The organism is Amycolatopsis aidingensis (assembly GCF_018885265.1).
Taxonomy (GTDB): Bacteria; Actinomycetota; Actinomycetes; order Mycobacteriales; family Pseudonocardiaceae; genus Amycolatopsis; species Amycolatopsis aidingensis.
Genome location: NZ_CP076538.1, coordinates 6,964,602 through 6,984,960, shown reverse-complemented (window position 1 = coordinate 6,984,960; position 20,359 = coordinate 6,964,602). Strand labels below are relative to the sequence as shown.

Genomic DNA, 20,359 nt, shown 5'->3' with positions numbered 1-20,359 from the left:
AACGTCCCGGAAGCCACGTTCAGGGCATTTACTCGCGGTGGAAGCGGGAGCCGTTGTACTGGGCGCGGGGCTTCAGCACGATCTCGTCCAGGTTGACGTGCGCGGGCCGGGTCGCCGCGAACGCGATGACCTCGGCCACATCGTCCGGGGTCAGCGGGTCCAGCCCCTGGTAGACCTTTTCCGCACGCTCGGTGTCGCCCGCGAAGCGGTTGAGTGAGAAGTCGGTCTCCACCATGCCCGGGATGATCTCGGTGAACCGCACCGGCTGGCCGAGGTGCTCCGAGCGCAGGGTCCGGTGCAGCGCGGACTGCGCGTGCTTGGCCGCGGTGTAGCCGGAGCCGCCATCGTAGACCTCGTGCCCCGCGATGGAGGTCACAGTCAGCACGTGCCCGTCGCCGGACTCGACCAGCTTCGGCAGCAGCGCCTTGGTCATCCGCAACGTGCCGAGCACGTTGGTTTCCCACATCCAGCGCCAGTTCTGCTCGTCCGCGTTCTCGACCCGCTCAAGGCCCCGCGCCCCACCGGCGTTGTTCACCAGGACATGGCACTGCGGAACCTGCTTGGCGAAGGACGCAACCGATTCCTGGTCGGTGACGTCCAGAAGGTGAGCGGTCCCGGACAGCTCGTCCGCCAGTGCGGTGACGCGGTCGAGGCGCCGGGCGCCGAGGATCACATCGAAGCCGGCCTTGGCCAGTGCCCGCGCGGTCGACGCGCCGATCCCCGCGCTGGCGCCGGTGATGACTGCGATTCGGTTGCTCATGGCGCCATGTTGCCAGGTAACGTCGGATCGTTCGGGTGAAGGGAGGACGCCGGTGTACGGACGGCGGAAGGTGTTCAAGATCGCGCTGGCGGCGGGCGGTGCCGCCGGGCTGGCCGCCTGTTCCGGCGACGAGGTGCCGGGCTCGGGGGAGCCGGCCGTGCACCCGCCGAAGGCCCGGATCACGGCCGAGCCCGCGGCGGAAGCCACCGAGGTGCCGGTCACCGAGCCGGTCACCGTCAAGGTCGCCGAGGGCTCCTTCACCGAGGTGAAGCTCACCAACTCCGACGGCGGCGAGGTGCAGGGTGAGCTGAACGCCGAGAAGAACACCTGGACCAGCGCGGAACCGCTGGGCTACGGCAAGACCTACAGCTACGCGGCCAAGGCGACCGGCACCGACGGCAAGCCGGTCGAGTTCACCGGCAGCTTCACCACCCTGCAGCCGAAAGCCGTGATCCGTGCCACGCTGAACCCGATCGACGACGCCGAGGTGGGCGTCGGCATGCCGATCAGCGTCAAGTTCGACGCCCCGGTCTCCGACCGCGCCGCCGCGCAGCGCGCGCTCACCGTAGAAACCTCCGAAGACGTCGAGGGCTCCTGGGCCTGGCTTTCCGACCGGCAGGTCGACTGGCGCCCACGGGAGTACTGGCCCGCGGGCACCGAGGTGAACGTCACAGCCAAGCTGTACGGGGTGCACTACGGCGGCGGGAACTACGGCAAGGCCGACGTCACCACGAAGTTCAGCATCGGCCGCAACCAGGTCGTCAAGATCCACACCCCGGACCATGTGATGCGGGTCTACCGGGACGGCGCCGAGCACACCAGTTACCCGTGCAGCAACGGCAAGGACGCCGACCCGAACCTGAACACCCCGAACGGCACCGTGATCGTGATGACCAAGGAGCCGACCTCGATCTTCGACAACGAGCGCTACGGCTACACCGACGTGAAGAAGAAGTGGTGCTGCCGGATCTCCAACCACGGCGAGTACATCCACGAGAACGAGGAGAACCGGGCCAACATCGGCAAGAAGAACACCTCGCACGGCTGCGTGAACCTGTTCGAGAAGGACGCGAAGGCCTACTTCGACTCCGCGCTGATCGGGGACCCGGTGGAGGTCACCGGCGCGAAGGCCGACTTCCCGACCACCTCGGCGGTGATGGACTGGCTACTGGACTGGGAAACCTGGAAGTCGAAATCCGCGCTGTGAACACGGAGGTCACCGGGTCCGGCGGGGTCCGGCTCGGGATACGGGTCGCCGGCGAGAACAATGCGCGCACCGTCGTACTGCTGCACGGCTGGGCGCAGTCCTCGCTGGCCTGGTCGCATCAGCTCACCGCCGCCGAGCTCACCGCGGACCTGCGGCTGGTGGCGCCGGACCTGCGCGGGCACGGGGTGTCCGAGGTGCCGGCGGAGGGTTACGACCGGTCCAGGGTGTGGGCCGACGACCTCGCCTCGGTGCTGGAGTTCGCCGGCACGCCCGCGGTGGTGGTCGGCTGGTCCTACGGCGGGCTGGTGATCACCGACTACCTGCGGACCTACGGGACGGCGGGGATCGCCGGGCTGGTGCTGGCCGGGGCGATCACCGAGATCGGCAGGGACCAGCCGGGTGGCCGCACCGGCCCGGCCATGCGCGCGGCCCTGCCGGCGGCGCTGGACGAGGATCCCGAGGTGGCGCTGCCCGCGCTGGCCCGGTTGTCCGGCGGGATGGCGGCAAAAGAGATCCCCGGCGCCCTGGCCCAGGCGCTGCTCGGCTCCTCGCTGCTGGTGCCCCCCGCGGTGCGCGGTGCGCTGTTCCGGCGCCGGGTGGACAGCGCCGAGGTGCTGGCCGCGGTGGACGTGCCCACCCTGGTCCTGCACGGCACCGAGGACGCGGTGGTGGACCCGAGCGCGGGCGCGTACGCGGCGGGGAAGATTCCGGGGGCCGATCAACGTTGGTTGCAGGGTGTAGGCCATCTGCCGTTCATCGAGGCGGCGGAGGAGTTCAACGCGACGCTGCTGCACTTCGCCGGACAGCGGCTGGCACCAGCGCCCTGACCAGGGGAGATCACGTACATGATGCCGTCTCACCCACCGGCGCCGCTGCGCCGGGTGGCGGTCCTTTCCGTGCACACCTCACCGCTGGAGCAGCCCGGAACCGGTGACGCCGGCGGGATGAACGTCTACATCGGGCAGACCGCGATCGAGATGGCCCGAAGAGGGGTCAGCGTGGAGATCTTCACCAGGGCGACGTCCTCCGACCAGCCGCCGGTGGCCGAGCTGGCCCCCGGCGTGCTGGTCCGGCACATCCCGGCGGGCCCGTACGAGCCGCTGAGCCGTGCCGAGCTGCCCGCGCAGCTGTGCGCGTTCACCTCGGGGGTGCTGCGCACCGAGGCTTTCCACGAGCCCGGCTACTACGACGTGATCCACTCGCACTACTGGCTGTCCGGCCAGGTCGGCTGGCTGGCAAGGGACCGCTGGGGGGTGCCGCTTGTGCACACCGCGCACACCCTGGCCAAGGTGAAGAACGCCGCGCTCGCCGAGGGGGACAGCCCGGAACCACGGACCAGGGTGATCGGCGAGGAGCAGGTCGTCGCCGAGGCGGACCGGCTGGTGGCCAACACCCCGGTGGAGGCGCGGGAGCTGATCGCCCTGTACGACGCCGACCCGCACGCCGTGCGCACCGTGTCTCCCGGGGTGGACCTCGACCGGTTCACCCCGGGATCGACCGCGCTGGCCAGGGCGGCCCTCGGCCTGCCTGCGGATGCGGTGGTGCTGGCCTTCGCCGGGCGGTTGCAGCCGCTGAAGGCCCCCGACGTGCTGCTGCACGCGGCCGCACGGCTGCTGCGTGACCGGCCCGAGCTGGCCGAACGTCTGGTCGTGCTGGTGGTCGGCGGGCCGTCGGGATCCGGCCTGGAACAGCCGCATGCCCTGCGCGAGCTGGCCGCCTCGCTTGGCATCGAACGGCAGACCCGGTTCCTGCCCCCGCAGCCAGGGCAGGCACTGGTCGACGTCTTCCGCGCCGCCGACGTGGTGGCCGTACCCAGCTACAACGAGTCCTTCGGTCTGGTCGCGCTGGAGGCGCAGGCCTGCGGCACCCCGGTGGTGGCGGCGGAGGTCGGCGGCCTCCCGGTGGCCGTCGCGCACGGGGTCTCCGGGCTGCTGGTGCCGGGCCACCGGGCCGGGGACTGGGCGCGGGCCCTGGCAAACGTCGCGCTGCAGCCACGGCGGCGCGCCGAGCTCGCGGCGAACGCGGTGCAGCACGCCAGGCGGTTCTCCTGGCAGCGCACCACCGAGACCTTGCTGGGCACCTACGCCGATGCGGCAGTAGCGTTCCGGAATGCCAGTGCGCTCGCGCTGCAGGAGGTGGCGGTATGACGGCACGGGACCCGGCGCGCGCCGACGAGCTGATCCGGTCCACAGTGGAGGAATCCGGCCTAGAGTACGAGCGGCATGGCGAGGGCAAGTACTTCGTCACGTTGCCGGGTAGCAAGAAGCTGCAGACCAACTGCTGGCTGGTCGCCGGGGAGCACGCGCTGGTGGTGGAGGCGTTCGTCTGCCGCAGGCCGGACGAGGAGCAGCAGCGGGTCTACCGGTTCCTGTTGCAGCGCAACGCCAAGCTGTACGGGGTGTACTACGCGCTCGACTCGGTCGGCGACATCTACCTGGTCGGCAGGCATGCCCTGGAGACCCTCACCGGCGACGAGCTGGACCGGATCCTCGGCCAGGTGCTCGAGGCCGCCGACGGCGACTTCAACACCCTGCTGGAGCTCGGCTTCGCGAGCTCGATCCAGCGCGAATGGGACTGGCGGGTCTCGCGCGGCGAGTCCCTTGCCAACCTGCAGGCCTTCAAGCACCTCGTCGCGCCGGACGGCTAGCGGGGTGCAACCGCGGCGGTGTGCCGCTCCGTCCCTTCCTCGCCATGACTGGAGGGAGCGGAATGCGATCGAGAGCGAAGCCGCCTGCGATGCTGCTGGTGGCACTGGGGATGACGGTGGGGCTGCTGTCCGGCTGCACCGGTGACCGGCAGGCGGCCACGCCGTTGTCCGCGCCCGCGGGCGCCGGGCAGGCAGGCGAGGAGTCCGGGAACGCTGCGGACGCGCCCGCGGCGCGGGAAGGCGCGGATCAGCGTGGCGGCAGCGGCGCGGCGGTGCGAATCGAGGGGGCGGAACGCAAGCTGGCCCGCACCGCGCAGCTGGAGCTGACCGCACCGGATGTGTCCGCCGCGGTGCGCGAGGCCAGGCAGGTCGCCACCGGCGCGGGCGGCTACACCGGGCAGGAACGGGTGGACCAGCACTCCGCCTCGGTCGAGGTGGTGGTGCCGAGCGACCGGCTGGACGGGGTGCTCGGGGAGCTGGCCGCGCTCGGTGAGGTGGTGCGCAGGCAGCAGCGCACGGAGGACGTGACCGAGCAGGTGGTGGACGTGGAGTCCAGGCTGGCTTCGCAGCGGGCCAGTGTGCAACGGGTGCGCGCCCTGCTGGACCGGGCGAGCTCGATCAGCGAGGTCACCTCGGTGGAGGCCGAGCTCACCCAGCGCCAGGCGGAGCTGGAGTCGCTGCAGGCCAGGCAGGAGGCGCTGGCCGGAAGGGTCGCCACGTCCACGGTCTCGCTGACCGTCAGCCGGGCCGCCGCGGCCGCGCCGGAACCGGAGGACGAGGGCATCCTCGGCGGCCTCGCCGCGGGCTGGCGCGCGTTCACCGGGTTCCTCGGGGACGCGCTCACCGTGCTGGCCACCGCCCTGCCGTTCCTCGCCTTCTTCGGCCTGCCCTTCGCGGCAGTGGCGTGGCAGCTGTTTCGGCGCCGTCGCCGCCGGGTAGCCAGTGCTGCGTTACCGGAATGACCGGGACATGAGGGAGCGGAGCGGCTCGAGGGAGGGGGGAGTCGCGAACTCGAGCCGCCCCGCTTACGTTCCCGCCGCGATGGACCCGGTGACGAGGGGGATGCCAACGGGGCCGGCGGGTCGCAGCTCGGCAGGGGGGAGACGAGCTGCGCCTCGGTCCGCCCGGCTGGGGAGTGCGTGGTTTCCAGTCGAGCGGGACAGATGCCAACTTGGCAGAACCTGGTCAGTAATCACAAGATTACTGGCTACTCCATTCGAGTGAACTTTCGTGATTGGGTTAACGGTATGCAACTAACGTGACTCGATTGAGATCTTGTTGGCGCTTCGCAAACCCGGTTGTAGGTGTTCACTCCGCTAACCCAGGCCACTGTCGGTAGACGTGTTTTCGCCGGTCGCGGGCTTGCGGAACGGCTTCGCGCTGTCTCGGCCCGCTGCCACCCCGCGGCCTGGCTCTGGCAAGCTGTGCGCATGGCCGAGCTAGGGACCCTGGTGCTGTTGCGGCACGGGCAGAGCACGTGGAACGCGGAGAACCTGTTCACCGGCTGGGTTGACGTCCCGCTGTCCGAGCAGGGGGAAGCGGAGGCACGGCGCGGCGGCGAGCTGCTCGCCGAGACCGGGCTGCTGCCGGACGTGGTGCACACCTCGCTGCTGCGCAGGGCGATCTCCACCGCGAACATCGCGCTGGACGTCGCGGACCGGCACTGGATCGAGGTGCGCAGGGACTGGCGGCTGAACGAGCGGCACTACGGCGCGTTGCAGGGCAAGAACAAGAAGCAGACCCTCGAGGAGTTCGGCGAGGAGCAGTTCATGCTCTGGCGCCGGTCCTACGACACCCCGCCGCCGCCGATCGAGCGGGGCAGCGAGTTCAGCCAGGACGCCGACCCGCGGTACGCGGACCTCGGCGACACGGCCCCGCTGACCGAATGCCTGCAGGACGTGGTGGCGCGCCTGCTGCCGTACTGGGAGTCGGCGATCGTGCCGGACCTGCGGGCCGGGCGGACGGTGCTGCTGGCCGCGCACGGGAACTCGCTGCGCGCTCTGGTCAAGCACCTGGATGGGATCTCCGACGAGGAGATCGCCGGCCTGAACATCCCCACCGGCATCCCGCTGCGCTACGACCTCACCGCGGACCTGCGGCCGGTCACCCCCGGCGGCACCTACCTCGACCCGGCCGCCGCCACCGAGGCGGCCGCCGCCGTCGCGGCCCAAGGCCGCTGACCCCCAGCTCACCCGGCGTGTTTGCCGCCCACGTACCCGTGTTTGCCCGCCACGTACGTGAGTTGGCCATTCACGTACCCGAGTTGGCCGTTCCGGTGAGCGCCTCACCCGTGCGCCAAAGGGGTTGGCTACCCGGAGTCATCGAGCTATCCTCGACGGAACGTCTACGCCCCGAGGAGGTGGAGCCATGTTCACAATCCGGAACCTGTGCCGCCCCTCGGTCGTCGCATCCAAGTAGCGCACCCGGAATCCCGGCCTCTCCCGCCCTGTACCGGCGGTAGTCCCCGTATGTCCTGAAGCCCTTCGGCACCCGGCCTTCCGCGCCCCCACCAAGCGTGTGCAGTACCGGCTCGAGCAGCCGGCCCGGTGGGTCGTGGGCGCGCTCCCGAAACGCGCCCACGACCCGCCCCTTACGGTCAGATCAGGCCGAGCTCGCGCGCCCGCGCCCCGGCCTGGAACCGGGACTCGGCGCCGAGCGCGTCCATCAGCTCGGCCACCCGGCGGCGGTAGGTGCGCAGCCCGAGGCCTAGCGTGCGCGCGGCGGCCTCGTCCTTGCAGCCTGCGGCGAGCAGCTCGAGGATCCGCGGCGCCACCGCCCTGAGCTCGGCGAACCGCGCGTCGTACCCGGCAAGGTCGGTCGCGGCCCGCCAGGCGGCCTCGAACAGCGAGGTCACCCCCTGCACCACCTCCGGACGGGTGATCACGCTGTAGCTACGGGCACCGTCCACCAGGTCGCCTGCCAGTACCGCCAGCCGCCGGTCGATGATGATGGTCTCGTTCAGTTCGTCCTGGGTGATCCGGATCCGTGCCCCCGCTCGCTCGATCTGCCGCAGGTGCTGGGCGGAAGAGGGATCCAGCAGGGCGCCCGGACGGTAGACCTTGCGAATCCGCCTGCCCCGCGCGTGCTGGCTGGCGACCTCGGCGGCAGCATCCGGCCACCGGGTGTGGCCCGCCGCCCAGGTGAACAGGTCGTTCGCGGCACAGCAGACCTCATCGGCGGTGGTCAGCAGGTGTCCTGCCCGCTGGAACAGCTCCCGCTCGCCCCGCAGCACCACCACGTCCCCGGTCCGTTCCATGCTTCGAGTCTCGTCCGTGCGCTGCCCCGCGGCAACGTTCGGCAGCTTGCTGCCAACCGGGGGCGGCCGCACCGGCGGAGGGCCAGGCTGCGGTCATGACGACATCGACGAACACGGCCGCGGCCACCTGGCACCTCGGCGATCACATGGTCAACCGGCTCGGCCTTGGCGCGATGCGGTTGTTCCACCACACCGATGGCGACAGCAGTGAACGCGAGCGCGCGCTCACCGTGCTGCGCAGGGCGGTCGAGCTGGGGATCAACCACATCGACACCGCCGCCTTCTACTTCTCCCCGCGGTACTCGGCCAACGAGCTGATCAACAGCGCGCTGCGGCCGTATCCAGAGGACCTGCTGATCGCCACCAAGGTCGGGCCGGGAAGGGACGCCTCCGGCGAGTGGTTGCCTGCCGCGCGGCCAGGGCAGCTGCGCGGGCAGGTGGAGGAGAACCTGCGCCAGCTCGGCCGGGACCACCTGGACCTGGTCTATCTGCGGATCGGCGAGGGCCTCGAGCGCGGCACCGGCTCGCTGGCCGAGCGGTTCGGCGCCCTTGCCGAGCTGCGCGAGGCCGGGCTGATCCGGCACCTCGGGATTTCCAATATCGGGCCCGAACACCTCACCGAGGCCCGGCGGATCGCGCCGGTGGTGGCCGTGCAGAACCAGTACGGCCCGGCCAACCGCGCCGACGACGCCCTGCTGGACACCTGCACCGAGCACGGAATCGCCTTCGTGCCCTTCTTCGGTGTCGTCGGCGGCGACCCCGGCGGGCGGGTGGCCGGGCTGGCCGGGGAACGCGGGGTCAGCCCGGCTCAGCTGCTACTGGCCTGGAGCCTGCGCCGGGCGCCGAACGTGCTGGCCATCCCGGGCACCGGCAACCCCGAGCACCTTGAGCAGAACGTGGCTGCGGCTGGGATCGAGCTCTCGGCCGCCGAGCTGGACCGGCTGGGCGGCGGCTGAGCGCTCACCGGCCCCGGCCGCGGCGGGCGCGGAACAAGCTGGCGACCGCGCACAGGCCGGCGGCCAGCCCGCCCGCCGCGGGACCCATCCGCAGCACCAGCACCGTGACCGCGGCCAGCAACAGCAGCAGCGGGTAGATCAGCACGATCAGCCGCAGCGTGCGCCCCGTGCTGTCCATCGCGCGATCCAGGAGGCGCAGCATGCCGTGCCACACCGTCTCCGGCTCGCCGGGAAGGTCCGGTCCGTGTGCCTCGGTCATCGCGCCGCCCCCAACCTCTTGTTATCAAGATGTTATCTCATTGAGTCCGGTTCGTTCCATAGGTCGCGAAGATCCGGTGACGCAATCCGTTCGGCAACCGGACCAGTGCCCCTCGGGCGAGTGAGCCAAGGCGATTCGATCGGATGAACCACGGCGGTCGGCTGACGACGCCGGGACGCGCCAGGGCGACGACGAAGTGAACGGGCCCTGAAGTGGCGGCGAATATATCGCCCGTAGGTGTCACAGCCATCACGAGAACGCTGCCAGGACTAGGCCAAAGGGCTACCACGATGCTTACGATTCCCCTGTGACCGTGCCTGCAACGCTCGCTCTGGCCACCGGTGCGTTGGTGGTCGGCGCGGTCATTGGCTTCCTGGTGGCCAAGGCGCGCCGCTCGCACCCGCAGGGCAGGAGACCCGCTGGGCCCACCGTCGCCGAACTGCTCGAACGGCAGGTGCGTTCCTCCAACAACGGGGTCGTCGTGCTGAACCGCTTCGGCGACCTGGTGCTGCACAACCCGCGGGCCGAGGCACTCGGGATGATCCGCAACAACCAGGCCGACGCCCGCGCCCGCAAGGCGGCCGAGCAGGTCATCGACACCGCCGAGCCGGTGGAGATCGACCTGTCCCCGCTGGAGGTCCGGGGCCGTCAGCCGGAGGCGGTGCTCGGCGAGGTCCGCCCGCTCGGTGACGGGTTCACCGTGGTCGAGGCGGTGGACCACTCCGAGGCCGTGCGGCTGGAGGCCACCAGGCGCGACTTCGTGGCCAACGTCAGCCACGAGCTCAAGACCCCGGTCGGGGCGATCGCCCTGCTCACCGAGGCCGTGCTGGACGCGGCCGAGGACACCGAGGAGGTCCGCAGGTTCGGCGGCAAGATCCTGCGCGAGTCCACCCGGCTTGGCAAGCTGGTGACCGAGCTCATCGCGCTGTCCCGGTTGCAGGGAGCCGAGCGGCTGCCGGACCTGAACGTGGTCGAGGTGGACGCCGTGGTGCGGGAGGCGCTCGGCAGGGTCAAGCTCTCCGCGGAGTCCGCCGAGATCACCGTGGCCACCGACAGCGACAGCGACCTGCTCATCGAGGGTGACCGCACCCTGCTGGTCACCGCGCTGTCCAACCTGCTGGAGAACGCGGTGGCCTACTCCCCGCAGGGCAGCCCGGTCTCGATCAGCAGGCGGCTGGTGGACGGGCATGTGGAGATCGCGGTCACCGACCGCGGGATCGGCATCGCCGAGGAGGAACAGCAGCGCGTCTTCGAACGCTTCTACCGGGTGGACAAGGCCCGCTCCAGGGTGACCGGCGGCACCGGGCTCGGCCTGGCCATCGTCAAGCACGTCGCGGCCAACCACGGCGGCGACGTGCGGCTGTGGAGCATGCCGGGCACCGGCTCCACCTTCACGCTGCGCATCCCGGCCCATCGCGGCGCCGAGAACGGCAGCCAGCAGACGTCCCTCGAGCGGCAGAACCGCCGGGTGGCGACCGGATCGGAGAGTACCGATTCCGACCCCCTGACGGGGGCTCACCCCCGCCGTCTGTGAATTTGGAGGAACACTGTGACGAGGGTGCTCATCGTCGAGGACGAGGAGTCGTTCGCCGACCCGCTCGCCTTCCTGCTGCGCAAGGAGGGCTTCACCGCGGCCGTGGCCGCCACCGGGCAGGAGGCGCTGGAGGAGTTCGACCGCAACGGCGCCGACATCGTGCTGCTCGACCTGATGCTGCCCGGGATGAGCGGCACCGACGTGTGCAAGCAGCTGCGCCAGCGCGCGGCCGTCCCGGTGATCATGGTGACGGCCAGGGACAGCGAGATCGACAAGGTGGTCGGCCTCGAGCTCGGTGCCGATGACTACGTGACCAAGCCGTACTCGGCCCGCGAGCTGATCGCCAGGGTGCGCGCGGTGCTGCGCCGCGGTGGCGAACCGGGCAGCGAGGGCGCCGAGCTGGCCCCGCTGGTGCTGGCCGCGGGCCCGGTGCGGATGGACGTGGAGCGGCATGTCGTCACCGTGGACGGCGGTGAGGTCTCCCTGCCGCTGAAGGAGTTCGACCTGCTGGAGTACCTGCTGCGGAACGTGGGCAGGGTGCTCACCCGCGGCCAGCTGATCGACCGGGTCTGGGGCGCGGACTACGTCGGCGACACCAAGACCCTGGACGTGCACGTCAAGCGGCTGCGGTCGAAGATCGAACCGGATCCCGGATCCCCTCGTCACCTGGTGACCGTGCGTGGTCTCGGTTACAAGTTCGAGACCTGAGTAGGCCGCCATGCGGCGCCGGGTACCGTACCGCCTCGTGCGCCTAGGGGTACTCGACGTCGGATCGAACACCGTCCACCTGCTCGTGGTGGACGCGCACCGTGGTGCGCATCCGACGCCGATGCACTCCGAGAAGACCGTGCTGCGCCTGGCCGAGCAGATCACGGCCGACGGTGAGCTGAGCAAGCGCGGCGCCGAGGAGCTGGTGCATGCGGTCGAGTCGGCCAGGGCCGCGGCCGCGCGGCTCGGCTGCGAGGACGTGCTCGCCTTCGCCACCTCGGCGGTGCGCGAGGCGAAGAACGTGAGCACCGTACTGCGCAAGGTCGCCGAGGAGACCGGGGTCGAGCTACAGGTGCTCACCGGCGAGGACGAGGCGCGGCTGACCTTCCTCGCGGTGCGCCGGTGGTACGGCTGGTCCGCGGGCCAGCTGCTGGTACTGGACATCGGCGGCGGCTCGCTGGAGGTCGCCATCGGCATGGACGAGGCCCCCGAGCTGGCGGCCTCGCTCCCGCTGGGTGCGGGCCGGATCACCAGGACCAGGTTCGCGCACGACCCGCCGCGCCGCTCGGAGCTGGTGTCCACCACGGCCTGGCTGGAGGACCAGCTCGGCGAGCTGGCCAAGAAGCTGGCCCGGCACGGGGCGCCGGACCGGGCGGTTGCCACCTCCAAGACCTTCCGTTCGCTGGCCAGGCTGACCGGTGCCGCGCCGTCCTCGGCAGGCCCGCGGGTGCGGCGCACCCTGACCGACACCGCGCTGCGCCAGCTGATCTCGTTCATCTCCCGGATGTCCTCGGCCGACCTCGCGGAACTGGAGGGGGTCAGCGCCAGCAGGGCGCATCAGCTGGTCGCGGGCGCGCTGGTGGCGCAGGCCACGATGCGAGCCTTGTCGCTTCCGGAGTTGGAGATCTGCCCCTGGGCGCTGCGCGAAGGCGTGATCCTGCGGCGGCTGGACCATTCCAACGGCACCGACCAGACTGTTCCGGACGGTGGCGCGCTGGACGTGGATGACAAGCAACGGGCACGGTGGAAGGGATGACGCGAGAAAGCGGAGGCGAGCAGCCACAGAAGACCGTGGCTGAACTGCTCGCCCAGCACGGCGGTCAGGTCGGCGGCGCGCCACGCCGCCGCCGTCGTCGTGCTGCCGAGGACGAGGCCGACGAGCAGCCCGGCATCGGCGACACCGCACCGCAGGCGATCATCGACAGAATCCAGGCGGAGGGTCCGCCCCCGCCCACCCGGCGCAACGCGCGCAGGCAGCCGGAACCGGAGGGCCGCGCCCCGGCGCCGCCTCCGCCTCCGCCACCCCAGCCCGAGCCGGGCCGCCCGCCGCAGCAGGAGTCCGGCGCACTGCCCCGCCCCCCGCGCCAGGAGCCTGGCCCGCCGCCGCGCCCGCCGCAGCAGGATTCGGGTGCCATGCCCCGGCCCCCGCAGCAGGACCCCGGCGCGCCGCCGCGCCCGCCGCACCAGGACACCGGCCAACGGCCGCGTCCGCCACAACAGGACTCGGGGCCGATGCCGCGCCCGCCGCAGCAGGATTCCGGTGCCATGCCCCGGCCCCCGCAACAGGACTCCGGTGCCATGTCCCGGCCACCGCTGCCGCACCGTGGCCGGAACCTGGTGCAGCAGCCGCCGGCTGGACAGCAGGAGCCGCCTGCCAGGGCCCCGGGGCGGGGCCAGCAGCCACCGCCCCCGCCCGCAGGTTCCCTCTCGGCCCGGCTGGACGGGCTGGAGGAGGCCGAGCCGGAGGCTCCGGAACAGCCCCCGCCCCCGCCGCCGGGCCGGATGGCCACCGGTGGCTACCCGGTTCCGCCCGGTGCCCCCGCCCGCGGGCGCAGGCCGATGCGCCGGGCCGCCCCGCAGCCGGAGCCGGAATCGCATACCGAGCAGTTCCCCGTTGTCGGCGACGTCGCACCGGGTCAGAACGGCTCGGCCCCCGCCGAGCCGGAGCCGGATGAGCCGCCTGCCGGGCTCGCGGGCTGGCGGGAACGCAGGCGCAAGACGCAGCTGGACGACACCGAGGTCGGGGCCATGCCTGCCGTCGCGCCCGCCGAAGCGGGCCCGGCCGGTGACCTCGACGGCGGCCCGCCGACCCAGGGGTTCGTGCCGACGGACGACCCGCTGGCCGACTCCGGGGTGGACACCTACTCGCCGGAAGGGCTGGACGACTACGGCGATCCGCTCGACGATCCGCTGCGTGAGGCCGACCTGCGCCCGGACGAGTACGACTACGCCGATGACGAGCCGCTCGAACCCGCGATGGACGGTACGGACGAGGACGGCTTCACCGAGGCCGAGGAACTGGCCGAGGCCGAGGAGGACGAGGACGACTCGCCCGCCAAGCAGTGGCTGGCGCTGGCCGGGCAGCTCGCCCTCGGGGTGGTCGGTGGTGCCGGGGTCTGGCTCGGCTTCAACTGGCTGTGGACCCGGCTCCCGGCTGCGGCCCTGGTCGCCGCGCTGGTGGTGACCGTCGGGCTGGTGCTGATCGTGCGCAAGGTGCGCCGGGCCGAGGACCTGCAGACCACCGTGCTGGCCCTGCTGGTCGGGCTGGTGGTCACGGTATCGCCCGCCGCGTTGTTGCTGGTCTCGAGATAGGTGCGATGACCGAACCGCACCCGATCCCGGTCGGGTTGTCCACCGCCTCGGTGTGGCCGCAACGGGCCGGCGCCGGGTTCGAGCTCGCCGCCGAACTGGGCTACGACGGCGTCGAGGTGATGGTCTGGGTGGACCAGGTCAGCCAGGACGTGCAGGCGTTGCGCCGCTGGTCGGCCGACACCGGGATGCCGGTGCTGTCGCTGCACTCCCCCTCGCTGCTGATCACCCAGCGGGTGTGGTCCCCGGACCCGGAGGTCCGGCTGCGCCGCACCGTGGACGCCGCTCTCGAACTCGGTGCGCGCACGGTGGTGGTGCATCCGCCGTTTCGCTGGCAGCGCCGCTACGCCGAGTCCTTCGCCGACCTGGTCACCGAGCTGGAGGAGACCAGCGGGGTCGCGGTGGCGGTGGAGAACATGTTCAAGGTCCGCCCGCCCGGCGGCGGGCGGCACAGCAGGGTGTCCGCCTTCCGGCCGTCCATCGACCCCACCGATGTCGGCTACCGCAACTACACCCTGGACCTCTCGCATACCGCGGCCGCCAGGATGGATCCGCTGGCCCTTGCCGAGCGGATGGGTGCCGGGCTCACCCATGTGCACCTCGCCGACGGCACCGGTTTGCCCAAGGATGAGCACCTGGTGCCCGGGCATGGCAACCAGCCCTGCGCCGAGCTCCTTGAGAAGCTCACGACCAGCGGTTTCGCCGGCCAGGTCGTGCTCGAGGTGAACACCCGCAGGGCAGGCCAGCAGGCCCGGCGGGTCAGGGACCTGGCCGAGGCGCTGCTGTTCGCCCGGTTGCATCTGGGCCAGTGAGCGCGAGTGACATCAACCGACTGGTTGTGCGCGGTGCCGGTCAGCCGGTGACAGGGACAGAACACGTACAGTTCCTGTCGTGAATCCACTGCGTTCGTTGATTCTCGCGGCCGCGGGCAGCGATGCGATCCGTCGCGCCGTGGCGACCGCCCCCGGTACCCGCGGCGTGGTGAACCGTTTCGTCGCGGGGGAGAGCACGGCCGAGGCGGTCGAGGTGGTCCGCAGGCTGGCCGGGGACGGGCTGCACGCCAGCCTCGACTACCTCGGGGAGCACACCGCCGACACCAGCCAGGCCGAGCGCACCGTGCAGGCCTATCTCGCGTTGCTGGACCGGCTGCACGCCGAGGGACTCGCCGATCGCGCCGAGGTCAGCGTAAAGCTGTCCGCCGTCGGCCAGGAGCTGGACGAGAAGCTGGCCGTGGACAACGCCTACCGGATCTGCGCCGCGGCCGAGCAGTGCGGCACCACGGTGACCCTGGACATGGAGGACCACACCACCACCGACGCCACCCTGGCCGCGCTCGCCGAGCTGCGCCGGGCCTGGCCGTGGGCAGGCGCGGTACTGCAGTCCTACCTGCGGCGCACCGAGGCGGACGCCGCGGCGCTCGCGGTGCCGGAGTCCAGGGTGCGGTTGTGCAAGGGCGCCTACGCCGAGCCGGCCACGGTGGCCTTCGCGGACGGTCACCAGGTGGATCTCAGCTACGTGCGTTGTGCGAACGTGCTGCTCGAAGGGGGTGGTTATCCGATGTTCGCGACCCATGATCCGCGGCTGATCGCGGTGCTGGGCGAACGGGTCCGGTGGTACGGGCGCAAACAGGGGAGTTACGAGTACCAGATGCTGTACGGGGTCCGCCCGGACGAGCAGCTGCGATTGGCCGCCGATGGCGAGACTGTTCGGGTCTACGTGCCCTACGGCGAGCAATGGTATGGGTACCTGATGCGCAGACTGGCCGAGCGACCCGCGAACACGGCGTTCTTCCTTCGCGCGCTGGTCAGCCGTTCGTGAACAGCTCTGATGGTGCCGCGGCCTTCGGCGCGGCGTGTGTTCCCCGGTCGCTTGGCGACGGCACGTTCACCGCGGATCTGCGGCAGGAGTGGACGGTCGGCGGCCACCCGCACGGCGGGTTCATGATCGCCCTGCTGGCCAGGACGGCGCTGGCCAGCCTGGCCGAACGGGGCGAGCCACCGGCCGACCCGCTGGCGGTCAGCGCCGAGTTCCTGCAGCCGCCCGCGATCGGCCCGGTGCTGCTGCGCACCGAGATCCGCAAGGTCGGCCGCAGGGCCACGGTTGCCGCGGTCCACCTGGAGCAACGCGGGCGCAGCTGCGTGGAGGCCAGGGTCACCGCGGGCAGGCTGCCGATCCGCAGGCCGGTGTGGGCCGATGTGCCCGCGCTGCCTGCCGAGCCGCCGTCCGGTGCGGTGGTGCTGTCCGGGGACACCCCGGAGGGCGCGTTCGACCTGGCCAAGGGTTGTGAGGTGCGGCTGGACCCGCATACCGCGGGCTACGTCTCCGGTCGCTCCGGCGACCCGCCGCGGATGCGGTTGTGGGTCCGCCCGCGGGAGGGTGACCCCGACCCGTTCTTCGCCCTGCTGGCAGGCGACATCAACCCGCCGGTGGTGTTCAACATCGGGCGGTTCGGCTGGGCCCCGACCGCGCAGCTGACCGCCCTGGTGCGTACCCGCCCGGTGGCCGGCTGGCTGCGGGTCCAGGTGGACTGCCGGGCGATCCAGGAGGGCTGGTTCGACTCCGACGCCACCGTGGTCGACGCCCAGGGCCGCCTGGTCTGCCAGGCCCGCCAGCTGGCGCTGTCCCCCGCCCCCTGACTTTGCACGGGGGAGGTAGTTTCCCGGTATGACCACCATCGCGGTACTGGGCGCGGGCAAGATCGGTGAGGCGTTGCTGGGCGGGTTGCTGCACGGCGGGCGCCGGGCCGAGGACCTGATGTTCACCGAACGGCACGAGGAGCGAGCCGCCGAGCTCACCCAGCGGTATGGGGTGGCCGCGGTGACCGTGCCGGAGGCGGCCAAGCGGGCCGAGGTGCTGGTGGTCGCGGTGAAGCCGCAGGACATCGAGCCGCTGCTGGACGAGCTGGCCCCGCTGGCCGGCCCGGACTCGCTGGTGGTCTCGCTGTGCGCCGGCCTGCCCACCGCGCTGTACGAACGCAGGCTGGCCGAGGGCACCCCCGTGGTCCGGGTGATGCCGAACACCCCGATGGTGGTCGGCGAGGCGATGAGCGTGATCTCCGCAGGCAGGCACGCCACCGCAGAACAGCTCGCGCTGGTGGAGGAGCTGCTGTCCTGCGTCGGCAGCGTGGTCCGGGTACCCGAGGCGCAGCAGGACGCCGTCACCGCTCTCTCCGGCTCCGGGCCTGCGTACTTCTTCTTCCTGGTCGAGGCCATGATCGACGCGGGTATCCTGCTCGGCCTCCCGCGTGCGGTCGCGGAGAAGCTGATCATCCAGTCGGCGGTGGGAGCGGGGAAGATGCTGTCCGACACCGGCCAGCACCCTGTCACCCTGCGCGAGGCGGTGACCTCGCCGGGCGGCACCACCATCAACGCGATCCGCGAGCTGGAACGACACGGAGTGCGGGCCGCGCTACTCGCCGCGATCGAGGCCGCCAGGGATCGCTCGGTGGAGCTCGGAAAGGCGCAACAAACCGGCTGACCGTCTCGCCGGTCGGGGCAAAGTTCGCGCCAACCGTCGCATCGGCCCCACGTGTCCCGCTACCCTCGAATGAGCACGTGCGTGTCGGTACCGCCCGGTGGGGAAGCCGAGCGGCGCGACATGTGTCGAAGGACACGGTGAATTATGCCGCAGAACAAGAAGGACGACGTGCCGCCACCCCGGCAGGTCCAGTTTCTGACGGTCGCCGAGGTGGCCACGATAATGCGGGTATCCAAGATGACCGTCTACCGGATGGTGCACTCGGGTGAGCTGCCCGCCGTGCGGGTCGGCAAGTCGTTCCGCGTGCCGGAGAAGGCGGTGCACGACTACCTGGAAGGGGCGTACTTCGACGTCGGGTAGGGGCGTCACGACCGCCACGACCGGCCACGGTAACCTGATAGGCCGATCGTGGCAGATGCGCTCCTGGTTGGACGACGCGCTGTCCCGCGTGACCCCAACGAACGACATGAAGGAGCACCCGTGGGTTCGGTGATCAAGAAGCGCCGCAAGCGTATGTCCAAGAAGAAGCACCGCAAGCTGTTGCGCCGTACCCGGGTGCAGCGTCGCAAGCAGGGCAAGTAGCGGCCACTCGACACCGAAACCGACGGCCCGTCCCGTGGATGGACGGGCCGTTTGTGCGTGAGCTGGGTTAACAGCGTGTTAGGCCCCTCACCTGGCCGGCCCGCGCGCGGTAGCATCCAGGGCGCGTCAAGGCGAGTTTCCACCCGGTGCGGGCTCGTGTACCCGGTACCCACAGCTGTGCAAGGGGTCGCATGCCGTCCAATATCGTGCTGGTGACCGGCGTCGGTGGTGAGCTTGGCGGCCGCCTGCTCGCCAGGCTCGGCAACAACCCCGACCTGGAACGGGTGATCGGCGTGGACATCACGCCGCCGCGCAGGTCGGTGCTGCGCCGGATGGGGCACGCCGAGTTCGTCCGCGCGGACATCCGCAACCCGCTGATCGCGAAGGTCATCAGCTCCGCCAAGGTGGACACCGTGGTGCACGCCTCGACCACCGTGCACCCCGCTGGCCCCGGCAGGCGCACCGCGATCAAAGAGGTCAACGTCATCGGCACCATGCGGCTGCTGGCCGCCTGCCAGCGCTCTCCCCGGGTGCGCAAGCTGGTGGTCAAGTCCACCGCGGCCGTCTACGGCGCCGGTCCGCGCTCGCCAGCGGTGTTCACCGAGGATTCCGAGCTGATCCCGACCTCCACCAGCGGTTACGCGAAGGACGCGGTGGAGATGGAGGGGTATGTCCGTGGCCTGGAACGGCGGCGGCCGGACCTCACCGTGACCACGGCCCGGTTCATCAACCTGATCGGGCCGGATACCGACACCGTGCTGGCACGGTACTTCGCCCTGCCGGTGGTGCCGACCGTACTCGGCTACGACGCGCGGATGCAGCTGCTGCACACCTCGGACGCGCTGGCCATGCTCGAGCTGGCCACCCTGCAGGACAGGCCGGGCGTGTTCAACGTCGGTGGCGACGGGGTGATCACCCTGTCCCAGGCGATCCGCAGGGCGGGCCGGATCGAGCTGCCGATGCCGCGCACGGCGGTGCCCTCGGTCAGCCGGGTGCTGCGCGGCGCCCGTGTGGTCGACTTCTCCGCCGACCAGGTGCGACTGCTGAACTTCGGCCGGGTGGTGGACACCACCCGGTTGAAGGAGAACTTCGGCTACACCCCGCGGTGGACCACCCGGGAGGCATTCGACGACTACGTCGCAGGCCGCGGGCTGCGACCGGTGCTGGACGGGAACCGGCTGTCGAACCTGGTGGGCAAGGTGACGGTCGCGGCGGCGACCGGGCAGGCAGGCCGGCGGTGAGTGGCGAGCGGGAAGCGAGGCGAGCGACGTGACCGAAGGAGCGGAGGCACGGATCATCCCGCTGCACGGCAGGGACCGGCAGGCCCAGCCGGAACCGCCCGCTCGCTCCACGGGGGCGGCCGCGGAGCCCACGGACACCGTGCTGCCGTTGCCCCAGCGGCCTGCCGCGGCGGACGAGGCGGAGCACCTGCTCGGCGCCGAGTCCCTGCCGGAGGCACTGGTGCGGGCGCTCGAGTTCGTCCGCAACCGGCTGACCGGGGACTACCCGGTGGACGAGTTCGGGTTCGACCCCGAGCTGACCGAGATGCTGCTGCTTCCCCCACTGCGGTTGCTGTACCGGAAGTGGTTCCGGGTCAGCACGCACGGGGTGCACAACCTCCCACTGGACGGCGGCGCGCTGGTGGTGTGCAACCACTCCGGGGTGCTCCCGCTGGACTCGCTGATGACCGCACTGGCCGTGCACGACGAGCATCCGCACCGGCGGTACCTGCGGATGCTCGGCGCGGATCTGGTTTTCCGCACGCCCATGCTCGGCGCGCTGGCCCGCAAGTCGGGGCAGACGCTGGCCTGCAACCCGGACGCCGAGCGGCTGCTGCGCTCCGGCGAGCTGGTCGGGGTGTGGCCGGAGGGCTTCAAGGGCGTCGGCAAGCCGTTCTCCTCCCGGTACAAGCTGCAACGGTTCGGTCGTGGCGGGTTCGTCTCGGCCGCCCTGCGCACCGGGGTGCCGATCGTGCCCTGCTCGATCGTGGGCGCCGAGGAGATCTACCCGAAGATCGGCGACATCAAGCCACTGGCCAGGCTGTTCGGCCTGCCCTACTTCCCGGTGACGCCGTTCTTCCCGCTGCTCGGCCCGCTCGGCGCAATCCCGCTGCCGACCAAGTGGCAGATCGAGTTCGGCGAGCCGATCAGCACCGCCGAGCTGGCCACCGAGGACCTCGCCGCCGAGGCGGCCGAGGACCCGATGCTGGTGTTCAACCTGACCGACCAGGTCCGGGAGTCCATCCAGCAGGCCCTCTACCGCCGCCTCGCCCAGCGCACCGGCGTCTTCCGCTGACCCTCTCAAGCCCTGAACGTGGCTTTCGCGACGTCAGACGTCCCAAAAGTGCCGTTCGCGACGTTGAACGTCCTGATCGCCACGTTCAG

22 protein-coding genes are annotated in these 20,359 nt (G+C 71.2%); 19 read left to right on the top strand and 3 right to left on the bottom strand.

The genetic code is table 11. From position 1 onward, the window contains the following. Positions 1–28: 28 nt before the first annotated feature. Positions 29–760: an SDR family NAD(P)-dependent oxidoreductase gene (locus KOI47_RS32040; RefSeq protein ID WP_216210778.1), complete on the bottom strand. Its 732-nt coding sequence runs from the start codon at positions 758–760 to the stop codon at positions 29–31. 52 nt (positions 761–812) lie between these two features. Between KOI47_RS32040 and KOI47_RS32035 the strand changes: the two genes are divergently transcribed. The 6 genes from KOI47_RS32035 (at position 813) to KOI47_RS32010 (ending at position 6,794) form a co-directional block, all read left to right on the top strand. Continuing rightward, positions 813–1,967, top strand: coding sequence for a L,D-transpeptidase (locus tag KOI47_RS32035; RefSeq protein ID WP_216210776.1), 1,155 nt, complete (start codon positions 813–815; stop codon positions 1,965–1,967). Further along, entirely contained in the window at positions 1,964–2,794 is an 831-nt protein-coding gene (locus KOI47_RS32030; RefSeq protein ID WP_216210774.1) for an alpha/beta fold hydrolase, read from the top strand. The genes KOI47_RS32035 and KOI47_RS32030 overlap by 4 nt, the downstream gene beginning before the upstream one ends. A gap of 18 nt (positions 2,795–2,812) precedes the next feature. Further along, positions 2,813–4,114, top strand: a complete 1,302-nt coding sequence (gene mshA, locus KOI47_RS32025; RefSeq protein ID WP_216210772.1) for a D-inositol-3-phosphate glycosyltransferase — start codon at positions 2,813–2,815, stop codon at positions 4,112–4,114. Continuing rightward, on the top strand, positions 4,111–4,614 hold the full coding sequence (locus KOI47_RS32020; RefSeq protein ID WP_216210770.1) for a type III secretion system chaperone family protein: 504 nt from the start codon (positions 4,111–4,113) through the stop codon (positions 4,612–4,614). Before mshA ends, KOI47_RS32020 begins: the two co-directional genes overlap by 4 nt. A gap of 62 nt (positions 4,615–4,676) precedes the next feature. After that, positions 4,677–5,576, top strand: a complete 900-nt coding sequence (locus KOI47_RS32015) for a DUF4349 domain-containing protein (RefSeq protein WP_232376386.1) — start codon at positions 4,677–4,679, stop codon at positions 5,574–5,576. Between the two features lie 468 nt (positions 5,577–6,044). Beyond that, positions 6,045–6,794, top strand: coding sequence for a phosphoglyceromutase (locus tag KOI47_RS32010; protein ID WP_216210768.1), 750 nt, complete (start codon positions 6,045–6,047; stop codon positions 6,792–6,794). A 416-nt stretch (positions 6,795–7,210) separates the two neighbouring features. Here the strand turns inward: KOI47_RS32010 and KOI47_RS32005 are convergent, their stop codons facing one another. Beyond that, complete coding sequence (locus KOI47_RS32005) at positions 7,211–7,870, bottom strand: helix-turn-helix domain-containing protein (RefSeq protein WP_216210767.1); 660 nt, start codon at positions 7,868–7,870, stop codon at positions 7,211–7,213. Positions 7,871–7,965: 95 nt separating this feature from the next. Here KOI47_RS32005 and KOI47_RS32000 point away from each other — a divergent pair, with 95 nt between their 5' ends. Continuing rightward, positions 7,966–8,826 (top strand): aldo/keto reductase, encoded by an 861-nt coding sequence (locus KOI47_RS32000; protein ID WP_216210765.1) that lies wholly within the window; start codon positions 7,966–7,968, stop codon positions 8,824–8,826. 4 nt (positions 8,827–8,830) lie between these two features. Here KOI47_RS32000 and KOI47_RS31995 read toward each other — a convergent pair whose 3' ends face one another. Then, positions 8,831–9,085, bottom strand: a complete 255-nt coding sequence (locus KOI47_RS31995) for a hypothetical protein (protein WP_216210761.1) — start codon at positions 9,083–9,085, stop codon at positions 8,831–8,833. A 307-nt stretch (positions 9,086–9,392) separates the two neighbouring features. Here KOI47_RS31995 and KOI47_RS31990 point away from each other — a divergent pair, with 307 nt between their 5' ends. The 12 genes from KOI47_RS31990 to KOI47_RS31935 all read left to right on the top strand — a co-directional run bounded on the left by KOI47_RS31990 (position 9,393) and on the right by KOI47_RS31935 (position 20,270). Further along, positions 9,393–10,619, top strand: a complete 1,227-nt coding sequence (locus tag KOI47_RS31990; protein WP_216210759.1) for a sensor histidine kinase — start codon at positions 9,393–9,395, stop codon at positions 10,617–10,619. A gap of 15 nt (positions 10,620–10,634) precedes the next feature. Beyond that, a complete protein-coding gene (locus tag KOI47_RS31985) occupies positions 10,635–11,327 on the top strand; it encodes a response regulator transcription factor (protein ID WP_141999049.1) in 693 nt (230 codons plus the stop codon). Between the two features lie 37 nt (positions 11,328–11,364). Then, a complete protein-coding gene (locus KOI47_RS31980) occupies positions 11,365–12,363 on the top strand; it encodes a Ppx/GppA phosphatase family protein (RefSeq protein ID WP_216210757.1) in 999 nt (332 codons plus the stop codon). Beyond that, on the top strand, positions 12,360–13,919 hold the full coding sequence (locus tag KOI47_RS31975; protein WP_216210755.1) for a hypothetical protein: 1,560 nt from the start codon (positions 12,360–12,362) through the stop codon (positions 13,917–13,919). The genes KOI47_RS31980 and KOI47_RS31975 overlap by 4 nt, the downstream gene beginning before the upstream one ends. A gap of 5 nt (positions 13,920–13,924) precedes the next feature. Continuing rightward, the gene (locus tag KOI47_RS31970) at positions 13,925–14,728 is read left to right on the top strand and encodes a sugar phosphate isomerase/epimerase family protein (RefSeq protein WP_216210753.1); all 804 of its coding nucleotides are present in this window, start codon (positions 13,925–13,927) and stop codon (positions 14,726–14,728) included. Positions 14,729–14,807: 79 nt separating this feature from the next. Further along, the gene (locus tag KOI47_RS31965; RefSeq protein ID WP_216210751.1) at positions 14,808–15,734 is read left to right on the top strand and encodes a proline dehydrogenase family protein; all 927 of its coding nucleotides are present in this window, start codon (positions 14,808–14,810) and stop codon (positions 15,732–15,734) included. Next, complete coding sequence (locus KOI47_RS31960; protein WP_232376385.1) at positions 15,731–16,552, top strand: thioesterase family protein; 822 nt, start codon at positions 15,731–15,733, stop codon at positions 16,550–16,552. Before KOI47_RS31965 ends, KOI47_RS31960 begins: the two co-directional genes overlap by 4 nt. Before the next feature lie 28 nt (positions 16,553–16,580). After that, positions 16,581–17,393: a pyrroline-5-carboxylate reductase gene (gene proC / locus KOI47_RS31955; protein ID WP_216210748.1), complete on the top strand. Its 813-nt coding sequence runs from the start codon at positions 16,581–16,583 to the stop codon at positions 17,391–17,393. Positions 17,394–17,537: 144 nt separating this feature from the next. Next, on the top strand, positions 17,538–17,753 hold the full coding sequence (locus KOI47_RS31950; protein WP_141999031.1) for a helix-turn-helix domain-containing protein: 216 nt from the start codon (positions 17,538–17,540) through the stop codon (positions 17,751–17,753). A 120-nt stretch (positions 17,754–17,873) separates the two neighbouring features. After that, positions 17,874–17,975, top strand: a complete 102-nt coding sequence (locus tag KOI47_RS31945; protein WP_005453035.1) for a 30S ribosomal protein bS22 — start codon at positions 17,874–17,876, stop codon at positions 17,973–17,975. 191 nt (positions 17,976–18,166) lie between these two features. Next, positions 18,167–19,216 (top strand): NAD-dependent epimerase/dehydratase family protein, encoded by a 1,050-nt coding sequence (locus KOI47_RS31940; protein WP_216210746.1) that lies wholly within the window; start codon positions 18,167–18,169, stop codon positions 19,214–19,216. Positions 19,217–19,244: 28 nt separating this feature from the next. After that, positions 19,245–20,270, top strand: coding sequence for a lysophospholipid acyltransferase family protein (locus KOI47_RS31935; protein WP_216210744.1), 1,026 nt, complete (start codon positions 19,245–19,247; stop codon positions 20,268–20,270). The last annotated feature ends 89 nt before the right edge of the window (positions 20,271–20,359 follow it).